This is a genomic window from Kitasatospora sp. MAA4, from assembly GCF_029893355.1.
GTDB lineage: Bacteria > Actinomycetota > Actinomycetes > Streptomycetales > Streptomycetaceae > Kitasatospora.
In genome coordinates this window covers 63057-77404 of sequence record NZ_JARZAI010000025.1, presented here as the reverse complement: position 1 = coordinate 77404, position 14348 = coordinate 63057, and the positions used below count along the sequence as shown (strand labels likewise).

At 72.2% G+C, this 14348-nt stretch carries 13 protein-coding genes; 5 read left to right on the top strand and 8 right to left on the bottom strand.

What is annotated here, in order from left to right; genetic code table 11:
* Nucleotides 1–26 precede the first annotated feature (26 nt).
* Complete coding sequence (locus P3T37_RS28315; RefSeq protein ID WP_280726747.1) at nucleotides 27–902, top strand: hypothetical protein; 876 nt, start codon at nucleotides 27–29, stop codon at nucleotides 900–902.
* A gap of 53 nt (nucleotides 903–955) precedes the next feature.
* Here the strand turns inward: P3T37_RS28315 and P3T37_RS28310 are convergent, their stop codons facing one another.
* The 3 genes from P3T37_RS28310 to P3T37_RS28300 all read right to left on the bottom strand — a co-directional run bounded on the left by P3T37_RS28310 (nucleotide 956) and on the right by P3T37_RS28300 (nucleotide 5673).
* Entirely contained in the window at nucleotides 956–2197 is a 1242-nt protein-coding gene (locus P3T37_RS28310; protein WP_280726746.1) for a S53 family peptidase, read from the bottom strand.
* A gap of 318 nt (nucleotides 2198–2515) precedes the next feature.
* Nucleotides 2516–4927 (bottom strand): glycosyl hydrolase family 65 protein, encoded by a 2412-nt coding sequence (locus P3T37_RS28305; protein ID WP_280726745.1) that lies wholly within the window; start codon nucleotides 4925–4927, stop codon nucleotides 2516–2518.
* Nucleotides 4924–5673 carry a beta-phosphoglucomutase family hydrolase gene (locus P3T37_RS28300; protein ID WP_280726744.1) on the bottom strand — a complete coding sequence of 250 codons (750 nt, stop codon included), beginning with the start codon at nucleotides 5671–5673 and terminating at the stop codon, nucleotides 4924–4926. Before P3T37_RS28300 ends, P3T37_RS28305 begins: the two co-directional genes overlap by 4 nt.
* 104 nt (nucleotides 5674–5777) lie before the next feature.
* Here P3T37_RS28300 and P3T37_RS28295 point away from each other — a divergent pair, with 104 nt between their 5' ends.
* On the top strand, nucleotides 5778–6839 hold the full coding sequence (locus P3T37_RS28295) for an enoyl-CoA hydratase/isomerase family protein (RefSeq protein WP_280726743.1): 1062 nt from the start codon (nucleotides 5778–5780) through the stop codon (nucleotides 6837–6839).
* Between the two features lie 10 nt (nucleotides 6840–6849).
* On the opposite strand, the gene P3T37_RS28290 is transcribed toward P3T37_RS28295, so the two are convergent.
* From P3T37_RS28290 to P3T37_RS28275, 4 genes are all read right to left on the bottom strand, one after another.
* Nucleotides 6850–7305, bottom strand: coding sequence for a helix-turn-helix domain-containing protein (locus P3T37_RS28290; RefSeq protein ID WP_280726742.1), 456 nt, complete (start codon nucleotides 7303–7305; stop codon nucleotides 6850–6852).
* A gap of 148 nt (nucleotides 7306–7453) precedes the next feature.
* Nucleotides 7454–8227: a glucose 1-dehydrogenase gene (locus P3T37_RS28285; RefSeq protein ID WP_280726741.1), complete on the bottom strand. Its 774-nt coding sequence runs from the start codon at nucleotides 8225–8227 to the stop codon at nucleotides 7454–7456.
* 44 nt (nucleotides 8228–8271) lie between these two features.
* On the bottom strand, nucleotides 8272–8862 hold the full coding sequence (locus P3T37_RS28280; protein ID WP_280726740.1) for a TrmH family RNA methyltransferase: 591 nt from the start codon (nucleotides 8860–8862) through the stop codon (nucleotides 8272–8274).
* Nucleotides 8859–9497 carry a methyltransferase gene (locus tag P3T37_RS28275; RefSeq protein WP_280726739.1) on the bottom strand — a complete coding sequence of 213 codons (639 nt, stop codon included), beginning with the start codon at nucleotides 9495–9497 and terminating at the stop codon, nucleotides 8859–8861. The genes P3T37_RS28280 and P3T37_RS28275 overlap by 4 nt, the downstream gene beginning before the upstream one ends.
* A gap of 132 nt (nucleotides 9498–9629) precedes the next feature.
* On the opposite strand from P3T37_RS28275, the gene P3T37_RS28270 reads away from it, so the two are divergent.
* The 3 genes from P3T37_RS28270 (at nucleotide 9630) to P3T37_RS28260 (ending at nucleotide 11298) form a co-directional block, all read left to right on the top strand.
* Entirely contained in the window at nucleotides 9630–10457 is an 828-nt protein-coding gene (locus P3T37_RS28270) for a PhzF family phenazine biosynthesis protein (protein ID WP_280726738.1), read from the top strand.
* A gap of 303 nt (nucleotides 10458–10760) precedes the next feature.
* Complete coding sequence (locus P3T37_RS28265) at nucleotides 10761–10925, top strand: hypothetical protein (protein WP_280726737.1); 165 nt, start codon at nucleotides 10761–10763, stop codon at nucleotides 10923–10925.
* A 148-nt stretch (nucleotides 10926–11073) separates the two neighbouring features.
* A complete protein-coding gene (locus P3T37_RS28260) occupies nucleotides 11074–11298 on the top strand; it encodes a hypothetical protein (RefSeq protein ID WP_280726736.1) in 225 nt (74 codons plus the stop codon).
* Between the two features lie 8 nt (nucleotides 11299–11306).
* Here the strand turns inward: P3T37_RS28260 and P3T37_RS28255 are convergent, their stop codons facing one another.
* Nucleotides 11307–14291, bottom strand: coding sequence for a BTAD domain-containing putative transcriptional regulator (locus P3T37_RS28255; protein ID WP_280726735.1), 2985 nt, complete (start codon nucleotides 14289–14291; stop codon nucleotides 11307–11309).
* Between the last annotated feature and the right edge of the window lie 57 nt (nucleotides 14292–14348).

Genomic DNA, 14348 nt, shown 5'->3' with positions numbered 1-14348 from the left:
CGGGGGCGACGATGACAGCAGCGCTGATGAGAGGGCCCTGGCGGGTCCTCGCCCGGTACCGGATGCGGATAGCGCGGGCGGTGGTCGCCGGGGCGGGGCTGGTGCTGGCTGTGCGCGCGCCCGGGCCTGCTGGTAGTGGGCTGCGGGTGGTCTCCGTGATCGTCTGCTTCGGCCTAGCCGCCGGCCTGCACCTGTTGCGGGTGCCCGAGGAGGGGCTGCCGGATGCGCTGCGGTTGCGTGAGTGGCATCGCGTGGTCGGGCGGTGGGGCAGTGTCGGGCTGGCTGTGGGCGGGGTGCTCGCGTTTGTCGATGCGAGTGCGGGGTTGGCCGTTGGGCTGTTCTGGTGTGCGCCGCTGCCTCGGTTGGCCGAGCAGCTGGTGTGGCGGGCGTGGCCCGGTCAGGTGGTGCGGGCGGCCCGCAGCGCGGAGTTGGCGCAGGAGATCGCGAAGGCGCGGGGGCTCTCCCGGGTGCCGCTGGACTTCGACGAGGACAGCGGTGCACACGGGCTGCCGAAGCCGCAGTCCCGGCAGCCGGGCGGTCTGCCCTCGGCCAAGTCCGTCAGCAACAGGTCGCTGAGCTGGGACGGAAGCCGGCTGCATGTGCTCGGCCACTCCGACCGCGGCCACCGCGACAGCTCCTTGGAGCCCCGCGAGGCGGTGTGGGTCCTCGCCTCCCGGGCCGGGGAGGACGGGTCCGGCGGTGCCCTGCTGCTGCTGGACGCCAGTGGCTACAGTCTCCTCACCGTGCACGAGATGCGCTGCCCGCTGCACTCCGTCGGGCCGGTCGTGCGGGCGGCCGGACTCCCGTTCTCCGTCTACGACTTGGGGACCGGACGGCGACGCGCACAGCTCATCGCAGAGCTGTTCCCGCCCGCGATGCGGTCGGCCGGAGAGAGGAACTGACGACGCTGCCCCGCACCCCTGGCCGGGTGCGGGGCAGCGTCACAGGCGCACGGTCAGCCGGTGAAGGCGGCCAGGCCGTTCGGGGTGCCGAGGCCCGTCGGGCCGTCGTAGCCGACCTCGGCGGTGCAGAGGTAGGCGGGCGAGCAGGTGGTGGTGGAGCCGGTGGTGACGTCGTTCAGCGAGCTGGTGTGGGCGTAGAGGTCGGCGGCCGGGATGGCCGCGGACGGGGTGCCCGCGTCGGCGTAGACCGAGGCGATGATCGGCGAGGCGACGCTGGTGCCGCCGTAGACGTTCCAGCCCGAGCCGCCGTAGGTCTGGTAGACCGCGACACCGGTGGCCGGGTCGGCGACGGCCGACACGTCCGCGACGGTGCGCTTGGAGCAGCCGGTGTCCTTCTGCCAGGTGGGCTTGGCGTCGTACACCGAGCAGCCGGAGCCGGCGCCCTCGGTGCTGCTGGTCGACCACACCGACTCGGTCCAGCCACGGGCGCTGGAGTTGCGGGTCAGCGCGGTGCCGCCGACGGCGGTGACGTACCGGGAGGCCGCCGGGTACTCCACGCCGTAGCCGCCGTCACCGGAGCTGGCGGTGATCGCCACGCCCGGGTGGTTGTAGTACGAGGTGTCGTAGCTCGGGTCCGAGGAGGACTCGCTGCCGCCGTAGCTGTTGGAGACGAACTTGGCGCCGAGCTTCACGGCCTCGTTGACCGAGGTGCCCAGGTTGGCGGTGCTCGCGGTCTTCGCCTCGACCAGGATGATGTGCGCGTTCGGGGCGATCGCCGAGACCATGTCGACGTCGAGCGATATCTCGCCCGCCCAGCCGGAGTTGCTGGCCGGCAGGCTGGTGGTGCTGCCGGTCTGGCTGACCTTCTTGAAGCAGCCGTTGGCGGTGGTGCAGGCCGGCAGGCCGTACTGGGCGCGGTAGACGGCCAGGTCGGACTCGGCGTTGGGGTCGTTGTACGCGTCCACGATGGCCACGGTCTGGCCCGCGCCGCCGTTCGCCGGGAGGTTGTACGCGCTGAGCAGGTCGCTCGGGCCGAAGCCGGACGGCGTCGCGTTCGGCGTCAGCGCGTTGGCGTGCTCGGCGACGCTGGTGACCCGCAGTGCGTTACAGGCCATCAGACCGGCGGTCGGGGCGTCGCAGGAGTGCACCCAGGACGTGCCGTTGTGACGATCGGTCTGCGGCGCGGCCGCACCGGCCGGGGCGGCCACCGCGAGGGCGGAGAGCGCCAGTGAGGCCGAGCCCACCAGGGCGGTGGCGATGCGGCGGGTGGTGGGGGAGGACGGGGTGACGCGCAACGGACTGCTCCCTTTGGTCTGGGGTGAACCGGGGGCGGAAAAGGGTGTGGGGGACCGCCACATGGACATGCGTGGTCCACGTGCCGGGGCGTGCCAGTGCTGTGCGCCAGGCCTTCCCTGGGTCGGGTTCGACCGGCTTGCGATGAGGCTAGTGAGGCATGCCCCGGTCAACAAGAGCTGAGTCGGATCTCCATCCGCCCGTTACCTGGAGGGGGTTGTGAACCGACTGACCGTCACTTCGCGGTCACCCGGACGCAACAACGGCGTGCCCAAACTTGCCTGACCAGGCAAGTCGGACACGCCGTTGAGAAAAGCGGGCTATTCGGCCGTCAGATGGTCCGCGGCCCCGCCGATCACCGAGCCGGTGGCCGGACCGGTCTGCGCGTGGCGGCGGGCCGGCTCGCGGCCGGGCGGCTGGCTCGGACGCTCGCCCGCCACGGGCGTGGCGGTGGGGCGCTGCACCGGCTTGCCGACGGCGACCGTCAGGTCCTCGCCGTCGTGCGACAGGCGCAGCCGGGTGCCCTCGCGCAGCGTGTAGGTGGTCGACTGGTGGGTGATCTCGACGCGCAGCAGCTGCTGATGACGGACCTTCATCGAGAAGGCGAGGCGCACCAGCCCGGCGGGCAGCCGGGGTTGGAAGGCGAGGACGTCGCCGTGGTCGCGCAGGCCGCCGAATCCCCCGACCAGGGCGAGGCAGGAGCCGGCCAGCGAGGCCATGTGCAGGCCGTCGCGGGTGTTGCCGCCCAGGTCGTGCAGATCCATCATGGCGGCCTCGGCGGTGTAGTCGTACGCGAGGTCCAACTGGCCCACCTCGGCCGCTATCACCGCCTGGGTGCAGGCCGAGAGCGAGGAGTCCCGGACCGTCAGCCGCTCGTAGTAGGAGAAGTTGCGGACCTTCTGCTCGTGACTGAACGCGTCGCCGCGCCACTGCATCGCCAGCACCAGGTCCGCCTGCTTGACCACCTGCTTGCGGTACAGGTCGAAGTACGGGTAGTGCAGCAGCAGCGGGTACTTCTCGGGCGGGGTGGCCTCGAAGTCCCAGAGCTGGTGGTCGGTGAAGCCGTCCGCCTGCGGGTGCACGCCGAGCTTGGCGTCGTACGGGATGTACATCGCGGACGCCGCGTCGCGCCAGGCCGCGGTCTCCTCGGTGTCCACGCCGAGCGCGGCGGCGACCAGCGGGTGCCGGGTGGCGGCCTCGGCAGCCTCGCGCAGGTTCGTCTGCGCCATCAGGTTGGTGTAGACGTTGTTGTCGGCCACCGCGCTGTACTCGTCCGGTCCGGTGACGCCCTCGATCCGGAACCGGCCGACCGAGTCGTGGTGGCCCAGCGAGCGCCACATCCGCGCTGTTTCGACCAACAGCTCCACCCCGTAGGACCGTTCGAACTCGACGTCGCTGGTGGCGCGGATGTAGCGGGCGACCGCGGCCGCGATGTCGGCGCCGATGTGGAAGGCCGCGGTACCGGCCGGCCAGTAGCCGGAGCACTCCTCGCCGCGGATCGTCCGCCAGGGGAACACCGCTCCGGCCAGACCGAGTTGGGCCGCTCGCTCGCGGGCCAGCGGAAGCGTGCTGTGGCGCCAGCGCAGCGCCTGGGCGACCGCGGCAGGCAGCGCGTAGGTGAGCACCGGCAGCACGAAGGCCTCGGTGTCCCAGAAGCTGTGCCCGTCGTAGCCCGGGCCGGTCAACCCCTTGGCGGGGATGGCGCGTTCCTCGCTGCGGGCTGCCGACTGCAGGACGTGGAACTGGGCGAAGCGGATGGCCTGCTGGAGTTCGACGTCGCCGTCGATCTCGATGTCGCAGGTGTCCCAGAAGGCGACCAGGTACGCCTTCTGCTCGTCCACCAGGCCCTCCCAGCCGGAGTACCGGGCGGCGGTCAGCGCGGCCTCCACCTGGTCCTGGACGGCCGGCAGCGAGCGGGTCGCCGACCAGCCGTAGGAGATGAACTTGACCAGCCGCAACGTCTCGCCGGGGTGCAGCACGGTGGTCACGCTGATCCGGGCCTGGTCGTCGCGACTCTCGGCGGTGACGCTGACGCCCGCCGGGCCCTCGATCAGGTGGTCCATACCCGCCGCCACCCGCAACTCGCTGTACCGGGTGCGGTGCACCAGCGAGGCGGTGGTGCCGGCGGCGTGGTGGCTCTCCGCGATGAGCGGCGCCTCGAGCACCGCCGAGGCGCGCGGATCGCCGTCCGAGCCCGGGAGTTGCTCGTTGGCGACCAGCTCGGACTGGAGCACGATGCGGACCGTGTCGTCGACCGCCTCGACCTCGTACTCGATCGCCGCGATCGCCCGCTGGGTGAGCGAGACCAGTCGCTTGGAGCGGACCTTGACGGTCCGCCCGGCCGGTGAGGTCCACTCGGCCTCGCGGCGCAGCACGCCCTCGCGGAAGTCCAGCGAGCGGCGGTGGTCGCGCGCGTCGCCGTAGCGCAGGTCGAAGGGCTCGTCGTCCACCAGGAGGCGGATGATCTTGCCGTTGGTGACGTTGATGACGCTCTGGCTGGACTCCGGGAAGCCGTAGCCGCCCTCCGGGTAGGGCAGCGGGCGCAGCTCGAAGACGCCGTTCAGGTACGTCCCCGGCAGGCCGTGCGGCTCCCCCTCGTCCAGGTTGGCGCGCAGGCCGATGTGCCCGTTGGAGAGCGCGAAGAGCGACTCGGCCCGGGCCAGGCCGAGCGTGTCGACCCGGTGCTCGGTCAACCCCCAGGGATCGACGGCGAATCCCTCCTGGCTGGTCATTCGGCCTCCCCCTCGATCAGGTCGGACAGGTCGTCCACCACCAGGTCGGCGCCGTTGGCCAGCAGCGCGGCGGCCTGTCCGGTCCGGTTGACGCCGACCACCGCGCCGAAGCCGCCGGCCCGGCCGGAGGCCACCCCCGCGAGGGCGTCCTCGAAGACGGCCGCGTGCTTCGGCTCGGTCTTCAGCGCCCGGGCGGCGGCCAGGTAGGTGTCCGGCGCCGGCTTGCCGGGCAGCCCCTCCCGGCGGGCCGTCTCGCCGTCGATCACCACGTCGAACAGCCCGTCGATGCCGGCCGCGCGCAGCACGTCCCGGCAGTTGGCGCTGGAGGAGACCACCGCGCGCGGCAGGCCCAGCACCCGCAGCCGGTGCAGGTACTCCACCGAGCCCGGGTACGGCTGGACGCCCTGCTCGCGGATCAGCCGCAGCACGGTGTCGTTCTTGGCGGTGCTCAGCCCGTAGACGCTGCGGGTGCCGGGCGGGTCGGCGGCGCTGCCCTCGGGCAGCTCGATCTCCCGCGCGGCGAGGAAGGAGCGGGTGCCGTCCAGGCGCGGCTTGCCGTCGACGTAGCGGTCGTAGTCCTCGACCGGGTCGAAGGGGACGAACTCCTCGTCGGTGCGCCGCGCTTCCTCGCGCAGGAAGCCGTCGAACATCGACTTCCAGGCGGCGGCATGGACTTTGGCGGTCTGCGTCAGCACCCCGTCGAGATCGAAGAGGTACGCGTGGATGTGGTCCGGTAGCCCCAGCATGAGTGCAGTCTCACCCAGAATCCGGCTCCTGTACTCGATTCGGCCCGGCGCGCCGCTGACGGTTACCGTGGCAGCGGCACGGCCCAACCCGCGAGGAGCACCCGATGAGCACGCAGCCCGACGACTCCGTCCTGGCCCGCAAGGACGGGCGGGTGGGCCGCCTCACCCTCAACCGGCCGCGCGCGATCAACGCGCTCGACCACGCCATGGTCCGCCGGCTGGACGCCGTGCTGGCCGACTGGGCGGTGGACCAGGAGGTGGCCGCCGTGGTGGTCACCGGTGCCGGTGAGCGCGGACTGTGTGCGGGCGGGGACATCCGGTTCTTCCACGACGACGCCAAGCTCGGCGGCGCCGGCGCGCGCGCCTTCTTCCGCGACGAGTACCTGCTCAACCACCGGATCGCCCGCTACCCCAAGCCGTACGTCGCCGTGATGGACGGGCTGGTGCTGGGCGGCGGGGTCGGCGTCTCGGCGCACGGCTCGGTGCGGGTCGTCACCGAGCGCACCGCGCTGGGGATGCCGGAGACCGCCATCGGGTTCGTGCCGGACGTCGGCGGCAGCCGGCTGCTGGCGCTTGCTCCCGGCGAGCTCGGCACCCACCTCGCGCTCACCGCCGGACGGCTGACCGGCGCGGACGCGGTGTACTGCGGCTTCGCCGACCACCTGGTGCCCTCGGACCGGCTGGCGGCCTTCACCCGGGCCCTGGCGTCCGTCGAACCGGCCGACGCCGTCGGCGAGTTCGCTGTGCCGGTCGAACCGTCCGAGTCCGCGATCGCCGCCGAGCGCGAGTGGATCGACCACTGCTACGCCGCCGACACCGTCGAGGAGATCCTGGAGCGGCTGCTGGACTGCGGGCTGCCGCAGGCGAAGGAGGCGGCCGAGCAGATCCTCGCGAAGTCGCCGACCGCGCTGAAGGTCACGCTGGCCGCGCTGCGCCGGGCGCGCCGGCTGCCCTCGCTGGAGGCCGTGCTGGACCAGGAGTACCGGGTCTCCTGGGCGGGCCTGGAATCGCCCGACCTGGTCGAGGGCGTCCGGGCCCAGGTCGTCGACAAGGACCGCAACCCGCGCTGGTCCCCGGCCACCCTCGCCGAGGTCTCCCCCGCCGAGGTCGAGCGGCACTTCGCCGAGCTCGGCGAGGCCGAACTGGGCCTGGCCGCAGGGGTCTGAGCGCAGTGCGCTAGGACTCCTCGCGGCGGCCCTTCGAGGATTCGCGGGAGGCCTCGCGAGAGGCCTCCCGGCGCGCGATGGAGTCGATGAGGTCGCTCACGGTGTCCAGCCCCTCGGGCGAGAGGTTGATCGCCCGCAGCGCCAGGCTGCGCACCCCAGCGTCCCGCAGCGCGCCCAACAGGGCGATCTCCTTGGCGATTTCGCCGCCCTGCTCCTCGTCGAAGAAGTAGGCCGGCGGCACCTGGAAGAACTGGGCCAGGGCTTCGAGGTGACGCTTGGTCGGATTGTTGCGGCGGCCGGTGCGCAGCTGCCAGAGGTAGGTGGCGGAGAAGCTCTCGCCGGTGACCTCGCGACAGGCCTTCGCCACCTCCTCGTGGCTGTACTGCTCGCGGTTGGGGCGGCGGACGGTCCGGAACAGCGCGTCGATCTTCTCCGAGAGTGCCGACGGCTCGGCCGTGTCGGTCATCCGCTCGCTCCTTCCGCTCCGCGTCGGAGCAGCTCAGACGGATGGTCCTCGCCGCTTGGGCCATAGTAGTTGCCACTCCCGCGTCGGATGCAGACCACTGGTGGAAGACCCGTGCAGCTCCCGCGCGCATGGCGGCCCGCCGAGGACGTCACTGGTTGCAGAAGCCGCCGTCCACCGGCATCGCGACCCCGGTGACGAACGAGGACCGGTCGCTGCACAGCCAGGCGGCCGCCTCGGCGATCTCCTCGGGCGCGGCGGTGCGCCCCTGCGGGGTCATCCCGTGGACCATCTCCTCGAGCCCGGGGTTGCGCGCGAACCAGTCGACGGTGATCTCGCTGCGCGTCGTCCCGGGCGCCACCGCGTTGACGCGGATGCCCTGGCGGGCGTACTCGGCGGCGGCCGCCCGGGTCAGCCCGACCACCGCGTGCTTGGAGGCGATGTACGGCGCGGCCGCCGGTATCGCCACCAGCCCGCCCACACTGGCGTTGTTGACGATGGCGCCGCCGGTCCCGGTCTCCAGCATCGCCCGGATCTCGTGGCGCAGACAGTTCCACACCCCGCGCACGTTGGTGTCCATGATGGCGTCGTAGACGTCGTCGCCCATCAGGTGCATCGGGGTCTGGTCGCCGCCGATCCCCGCGTTGTTGAAGGCGGCGTCCAGGCGCCCGAAGCGCTCGACGGTGAAGTCGACCGCCCGGGCGGCGTCCTGAGGCTTCGACACATCGCCTACCAGGTAGGCTGCTTGACCGCCGGCGGCCTCGATCTCCTCGACCAGGGCGGCCAACTCGGCCTCCCGGCGCGCGATCAGGACGACCGTCGCGCCCTCCTTGGCGAAGACCCGTGCGGCGGCGGCGCCGATACCGCTGCTCGCGCCTGTGACAAGTGCAATCCGGTCGGCCAGAATCCCGCTCTTAGCATCCATGGCGGCAGTGTGCCACGCAAGATCATCTGCGCTCTATACCGGACCTATTCGACGTCGTCGAACCCCAGGTCGCCGTCCAGCTCTCCGGCGTCCACGCCGTCCGGCAGGCCCGTGATCGCGTAGCCCTGCCGACGGGCCTCGTAGCAGCCGACCGCCGTCGCCGAGGAGACGTTCAGCGAGCCGACCCGGCCCAACTGCGGGACGAACGCGACGACATCGCAGAGCGCCAGGCCCTCGGGCGTGATGCCGCGGTCCTCGTGACCGACCATCAGGCAGGCTGCCGGGGTCAGTTCGGCGCCGAACAGCGGCACCGCGTCGTCCGCCAGCTCCAGCCCCACGATCCGGTAGCCGTCGGCCCGGGCCTTGGCGACCGCCTCGGCGATCGTCTCGAAGTGCTGCGCCTTGAGGTACCGGTCGGTGCCCATCGCGGCCTTCTGCGCGCCGGAGGACCTGATCGAGGGGGTGTCACCGGTCAGGTAGAGCTGCTCCACCCCCATCGCGGCCGCCGTACGGACGATCGACCCCACGTTGAACGGCGACTGGAGGTTCTCCATGATGATGGCGAGCCGGAAGTCGTTCGCCCGGCGCCACACCCGGTGCTGGCGCTTCAGGTCGGTCCCGCGGAGCTGCTTCACGATGTACCTCGTCCAGTGTCTGACCCCGCGCCGTCGGGACGGGGATGTGCTTCAAGAATGCGGAACCCGTTGACCGACGTGAAACGCGTGGTCGGGTAGCCCTGGTCGTTCAGCCACTTCATGAAGGAGTCGGCGCCCAGGTTGCGCTGCACGACCAGGAAGGCCGAGCCCTCCGGCGCCAGGCGCCCGAGCCAGCGGTGCATCATCTCGTGCATCACGGCCTTGCCGACCCGGATCGGCGGGTTCGAGTAGATCGAGCCGAAGACCAGGTCCTGCGGAACGTCGTCGGGCAGCGCCGCCTGCACGTTGCCGAGCTTCAGGTTCTGCGCGTTCAGGGTGAGCAGGTCCAGCGCGCGGCTGTTCACGTCGACGCCCCACACCGCGCTGCGCTTGCGGCGCGAGGCCCAGGTCAGCGCGATCGGGCCGTACCCGCACCCGAGGTCCAGGATCGGCCCGCGCACCCGCGGCGGCGGCGCGTGCTCCAGCAGGACCCTGGTCCCCGGGTCCAGCTTGCCGCGCGAGAAGACACCGGCGTCAGTGGTCAGTTCGAGGGAGATGTCGGGCAGGGTCACGGTGATCTCGCGGCGCTCGCTGACGGCGTCGGGATCACTGGTGAAGTAGTGCGAGCCGGACATGCGTTCCCTCGTGGTCGATCGGGTTCGGGGGTCTTGATCAGGAGGAACCGATGGCCGAATCCTGGATGTTCACCCCCGATCGTACCCTCGCACCGGTGCCCGCCTGCTTCCCTCCGCCCCTAGGCTCGCCGCATGCAGCTGCAGATCATCGACGCCTTTGCCGACCGGCCCTTCACCGGCAACCCGGCCGCCGTCTGCCTGGTCCCCGGGGACCGGTGGCCCGACGAGAGCTGGATGCAGCAGGTCGCCGCCGAGCTGAACCTCTCCGAGACGGTCTTCGTGCGCCGCGCCGACGACCCGGTCGCGGCCGACTGGGCGCTGCGCTGGTTCAGCCCGCTGCGCGAGGTCGGCCTGTGCGGACACGCCACCCTGGCCGCCGCGCACCTGCTCGGCTCCACCGGCGCCGCCGCCGCCGGCACGATCCGGTTCTCCTCCCGCAGCGGCCTGCTGCTCGCCGACGCGCGCCCCGACGGCACCATCGGCCTGGACCTGCCCCGCCCGCGCCTCACCGAGATCCCGCCGCCCGACGGCCTCGCCGCGGCGCTCGGGGCCGACCCCGTCTCGGTCCACGACACCGGCACGCTGGGCGACCTCCTGGTGGAGCTGGCGGACGAGCGGACCGTACGCGAGCTGCGCCCCGACCTCCCCGCGATCGCCCGCACCGCCCCCCGAGGCGCGATCGTCACCGCGCGCGGCGCCGACCCCGGCGCACCCCACCAGTTCGTCTGCCGGGTCTTCGACCCCGCCGCCGGCATCCCCGAAGACCCGGTCACCGGCAGCGCCTTCACCGTGCTGGCCCCCTTCTGGGGCGCCCGCCTGGCCACCGACAGCCTCACCGGCCTACAGGCCTCCGCGCGTACCGGACTCGTCCACGCCACCGTCCACCCCGAGCGCGTGGTCATCACCGGCCGCGCCACCACCGTCCTGACCGGCACCCTGCACGCCGAGCCGCACGCCTGACGGCGGGATTCCGGCGGCATTGTCGAAATATCTAAAACAGGCTTCGGAAATCCCTCGCCCGACGCAGTTCATGGACCATTTCACAGTCCGCCGATCCGGGGTTGACGCGCTGCGACCGGGCGGTGCACCCTGTTCTGAGCAGCGGAAACCCTGTCGGGAGACGCTGCGGGGGATGCGGGGGACGGGGGTGCCGGACAGCCGCGCGCATCGATTTCCCGGGCACCACTCAATCCGATTCCAAAGGGGGGGACGGGGTGCGGACAGGGCTGCAATGCGCCCGGTAATCGCCACCTCGCACCAGATATGACACAACGCAACGCCGCCTACCTCACCCTGCTCTCCGTCGTCATCCTGGCGACCGGCGCGTTCGCGGGCCGCAGCCACGGTCCGTCCCAGATCGCCCTGTGGGCGTTGGCCTGCGTGGAGGTTGTCACGCTCTGGGTGCTCCTCTCCCGAGCCCAGCAGTAGCACGCAGCGAAAAGCCCAGGTCAGAGACTCTCTGGCCTGGGCTTTCCGCACTGCCCCACTACGGACTGATCGGCTGTCTATCGAGCGTAGATCGACGGTTGCAAGAGTCTCACTCAACAGAGCCCACCGAGTGAAACGGCGTCTCCCCATGAAGCTCTCCCTCCAGTCCCTGATCGTCCGCACCGCCGCCGCCGTGGCCGCCGTCGGATGCGCCGCCGCGCTGGCCGGCGTCATCACCGTGGCAGCGGCCGAGGTCGAGGCCCGGCCGACCGGTACGACCGTGAGTGCGCTGGCGTCCGGCACGGTGCTCCCGCCGGCTCAGACGAGCGGCGGCACCCAGGGCCTCGACGAGTGGAACAGCACGGGCGGCTGAGACGAGGCTCAGCCGGCCTCGGTCTCTTCGGCCGGCTCCAGAACCGCCATCAGTTCCTTCGCCTGTGCGGCGTCGGGAAGCCCGAGCCGGGTGAAGACCGCGTACGACTGGCGGGCCCGGCCCAGTGCCGCCTCGTGGCGGCCCAGATCCGACAGCGCGCGCCCCAGAGCGAGCAGGGAGTACCCCTGGTCCCGTTCGGCGCCCAACTCCTCGCACAGGACCAGCGCCAGCCCGGCCTGTTCCAGTGCCTCATCGGCCTCGCCGATGACCCGCAGTGTCTCCGCCAGACGGATCCGAGCCTGCGCCTCCTGGCCCCGGATGTTCGCGGCCGCGCAGATGTTCAGGCACTGCCGATAGCTCGTGAGGGCCTCCGCGTGGCGATCCAGCTGGTGCAGGGCCAGGCCCTGCACATAGAGCGCGTACGCGATGCCGTGCTGGCTGGTGATCTCGCGCAGTGCCGCGAGCGCCTCCTCGCAGACCTTCAGCGCCTCTTCGGCGCGCCCGCTCCTGAGCCTGGCCTGCGCGGCGTTCAGCATGGTCGCCAGCTCACCGGACCGCTGGCCCAACTCCCTGGCCAGCACGATCGCCTGGTCGTAGTAGCGGACCGCGTCCTCGTGGCGGTGCTGGAACTGCGCGATCAGACCGCGGTCGTTGAGGGTCTGCCGCAGGATGACGGTGTCGCCGGCCCGCTGGGACGCCTGCGCCGCCAGCCTGGACTGCGTCTCGGCCTCCGCCAGCCGGGTGTTCTGCAGCGCGGCGTTGCCGCAGACGAAGCGGGCCCGCCCCTCCGCGTGGTCGTCGCCGCGCAGCGCCGCCGCCTCGGCCACCGTCCGGGCGGCCGCCGCGAGTTGCCCGTACGGGATGTCCTTGCCGAAGGGGCTGAGCGCGATGAGCAGGTCGGTGGCCGCGCGCAGCATCCGGGAGTCGCCGGCCATCGGGGTCCTGGCGGCCAGCATCACCGCGTTGGCGACGCAGTCGAACTCCGCGGTCACCCAGGCGCGTGCGTCGGCCAGGTCGATCAGGCGCGGGCCGGGAACGGGGCTGACGGTGAGGAAGGCGCCGGCCGGATCGCCCGGCACCATGTGCTGGAAGGCCGAACACCCGCCGGCCAGCAGGAAGTCCAGGAACCGCCCCAGCGCCCGGGTGCCGGCCGCGACGTCCCCGCCGAGCTGGAGCGCGAAGGCCCTGACCAGGTTGTGGTACCGGTACCGGCCGGGCATCGGGGCTTCCAGCATGGCGGCGTCGACCAGCGATTCGAGCAGGTCCTCGGCGTCGTCCTCGCTGAGGTCGAGCGCCGCCGCCGCGGCGACCAGCCCGATGCTCGGCTGGGTCACCGGGGCGAGCAGCCGGAACGCGCGGGCCTGCTCCTCGGTCAGCTGGTGGTAGCCGAGTTCGAACGCGGCGGCCACCGCCAGGTCGCCGGCGCGCAGCTCGCCGATGCGACGGCGTTCGTCGGCCAGCCGGCCGGTCATGGTCTCGACGCGCCACTGCGGCCGGGCGGAGAGCCGGGCGGCCACGATCCGCACCGCGAGCGGCAGGTGCCCGCAGGCGGTGACCAGCTCGACCGCTGCCTCGGGCTCCTCGGCGACCCGCGCCTCGCCGACGATCGCGGTGAGCAGGGCGATCGCCTCGTCGGTGGCGAAGACGTCCAGGTCGGCCCGGACGGAGGTGGTCAGCCCGACGAGTCTGGCCCGGCTGGTGATGATCACCGCGCAGTCGGCGGATCCCGGCAGCAGGGGTCTGACCTGCGCGGGATCCCTGGCGTTGTCCAGCAGGAGCAGGATGCGGCGGCCGTCGAGCATCGAGCGGAAGAGCCGTGCGCGGTCCTCCGTCATGGTGGGGAGGGCATGCCCCTGGACGCCCAGCGCGGTGAGCAGGCTGCCCAGCACGGTGCCGGGGTCGGCCGGGTCCAGTCCGTTGCCGCGCAGGTCGGCGTAGAGCTGACCGTCGGAGAACTCCTGCTTGGCCTGGTGGGCGACCCGCAGGGCCAGCGTGGTCTTGCCGATTCCGCCCATGCCGGTGACCGACGCCACCGGCAGTGAGGTGCGCCCGGGGCTGGTGAGCGCCTCGCAGAGTCGCTCCACGGCGCTCGCCCGGCCCGTGAAGTCAGCGGTGTCCGCAGGGAGTTGGGCCGGTCTAGGAGCAGCGGGCGGGGCGGCGGGAGCAGCCGGCTCGAGCTCGCTCGCAGCGCTCGGCCGCGCCGAACCGGTGTCGCGCGGCTGCGTCGGGACGGACAGCAGCGGGTCGCCGGCCAGCACCCGTTCGTGCAGCGTGGTCAGCTCCGGGCCGGGATCGACGCCCAGCTCCTCGGCCAGCACGTGGCGGGCCCGGGTGAACACCGCGAGCGCGTCGGCCTGCCGGCCCGAGGCGTACAGCGCCCGCATCAGGAAGCCGTAGGGCCGCTCCTGAAGCGGGTACTCCTGGGTGAACGCGGTGAGGTCCGGGATGACGTACACGTGCCGCCCGCGCCGCAGGTCGTGCTCGAAGCGCTCCTCCAGCAGCCCGAGACGCATCTCGGTGAGCCGGGAGCGCTGCTGCTCGGCGAACGGCCCCGGCACCCCGGCCAGCGGTTCGCCCTGCCAGAGGTTGACGGCCTCGGTCAGCAGCCGGCCGCACTCGTCGTCCTGGCCCGCCGCGCGGGCCCGTCCGGCATCGGCGGCCAGCTGCTCGGCGAGGTGCACGTCCACGGAGAGCGGCGGGACCAGCAGTTGGTAGCCGTCGCGCAGCGACACCAGGATCTTGGGAGCGGCGCGGTCCTCCTCCATGGTCTGGCGCAGCCGCCACGCGTAGGTCCGAAGGCTCGCGAGGGCGGAGTCCGGTGCGTCGACACCCCAGATCGCGGCGATCAGGTCATGGGCGGACGCCGCCCGGCCGGAGCGCAGCAGCAGCGCGGCGAGCAGCGCCTGCTGCTGTGGAGACCTGGTGGGGAGCACGGTCTCGCCCCGATAGACGCGCACGGCTCCGAGCACGCTGAACCGGATCTCCGCGCTCATGCCCCCTGCTTTCTCTTCGCCCCGGTTGTGGCGCCCGCAGACAGCTGCACTGTTCGA

Excerpts from the sequence above, each read along its gene's own strand:
- P3T37_RS28275 (WP_280726739.1), bottom strand. The coding sequence starts at position 9,497 with ATGTCCGGCTCGCACTACTTCACCAGTGATCCCGACGCCGTCAGCGAG.
- P3T37_RS28290 (WP_280726742.1), bottom strand. The coding sequence starts at position 7,305 with ATGACCGACACGGCCGAGCCGTCGGCACTCTCGGAGAAGATCGACGCG.
- P3T37_RS28300 (WP_280726744.1), bottom strand. The coding sequence starts at position 5,673 with ATGCTGGGGCTACCGGACCACATCCACGCGTACCTCTTCGATCTCGAC.
- P3T37_RS28315 (WP_280726747.1), top strand. The coding sequence starts at position 27 with ATGAGAGGGCCCTGGCGGGTCCTCGCCCGGTACCGGATGCGGATAGCG.
- P3T37_RS28255 (WP_280726735.1), bottom strand. The coding sequence starts at position 14,291 with ATGAGCGCGGAGATCCGGTTCAGCGTGCTCGGAGCCGTGCGCGTCTAT.
- P3T37_RS28265 (WP_280726737.1), top strand. The coding sequence starts at position 10,761 with ATGACACAACGCAACGCCGCCTACCTCACCCTGCTCTCCGTCGTCATC.
- P3T37_RS28285 (WP_280726741.1), bottom strand. The coding sequence starts at position 8,227 with ATGGATGCTAAGAGCGGGATTCTGGCCGACCGGATTGCACTTGTCACA.
- P3T37_RS28295 (WP_280726743.1), top strand. The coding sequence starts at position 5,778 with ATGAGCACGCAGCCCGACGACTCCGTCCTGGCCCGCAAGGACGGGCGG.
- P3T37_RS28270 (WP_280726738.1), top strand. The coding sequence starts at position 9,630 with ATGCAGCTGCAGATCATCGACGCCTTTGCCGACCGGCCCTTCACCGGC.
- P3T37_RS28260 (WP_280726736.1), top strand. The coding sequence starts at position 11,074 with ATGAAGCTCTCCCTCCAGTCCCTGATCGTCCGCACCGCCGCCGCCGTG.
- P3T37_RS28305 (WP_280726745.1), bottom strand. The coding sequence starts at position 4,927 with ATGACCAGCCAGGAGGGATTCGCCGTCGATCCCTGGGGGTTGACCGAG.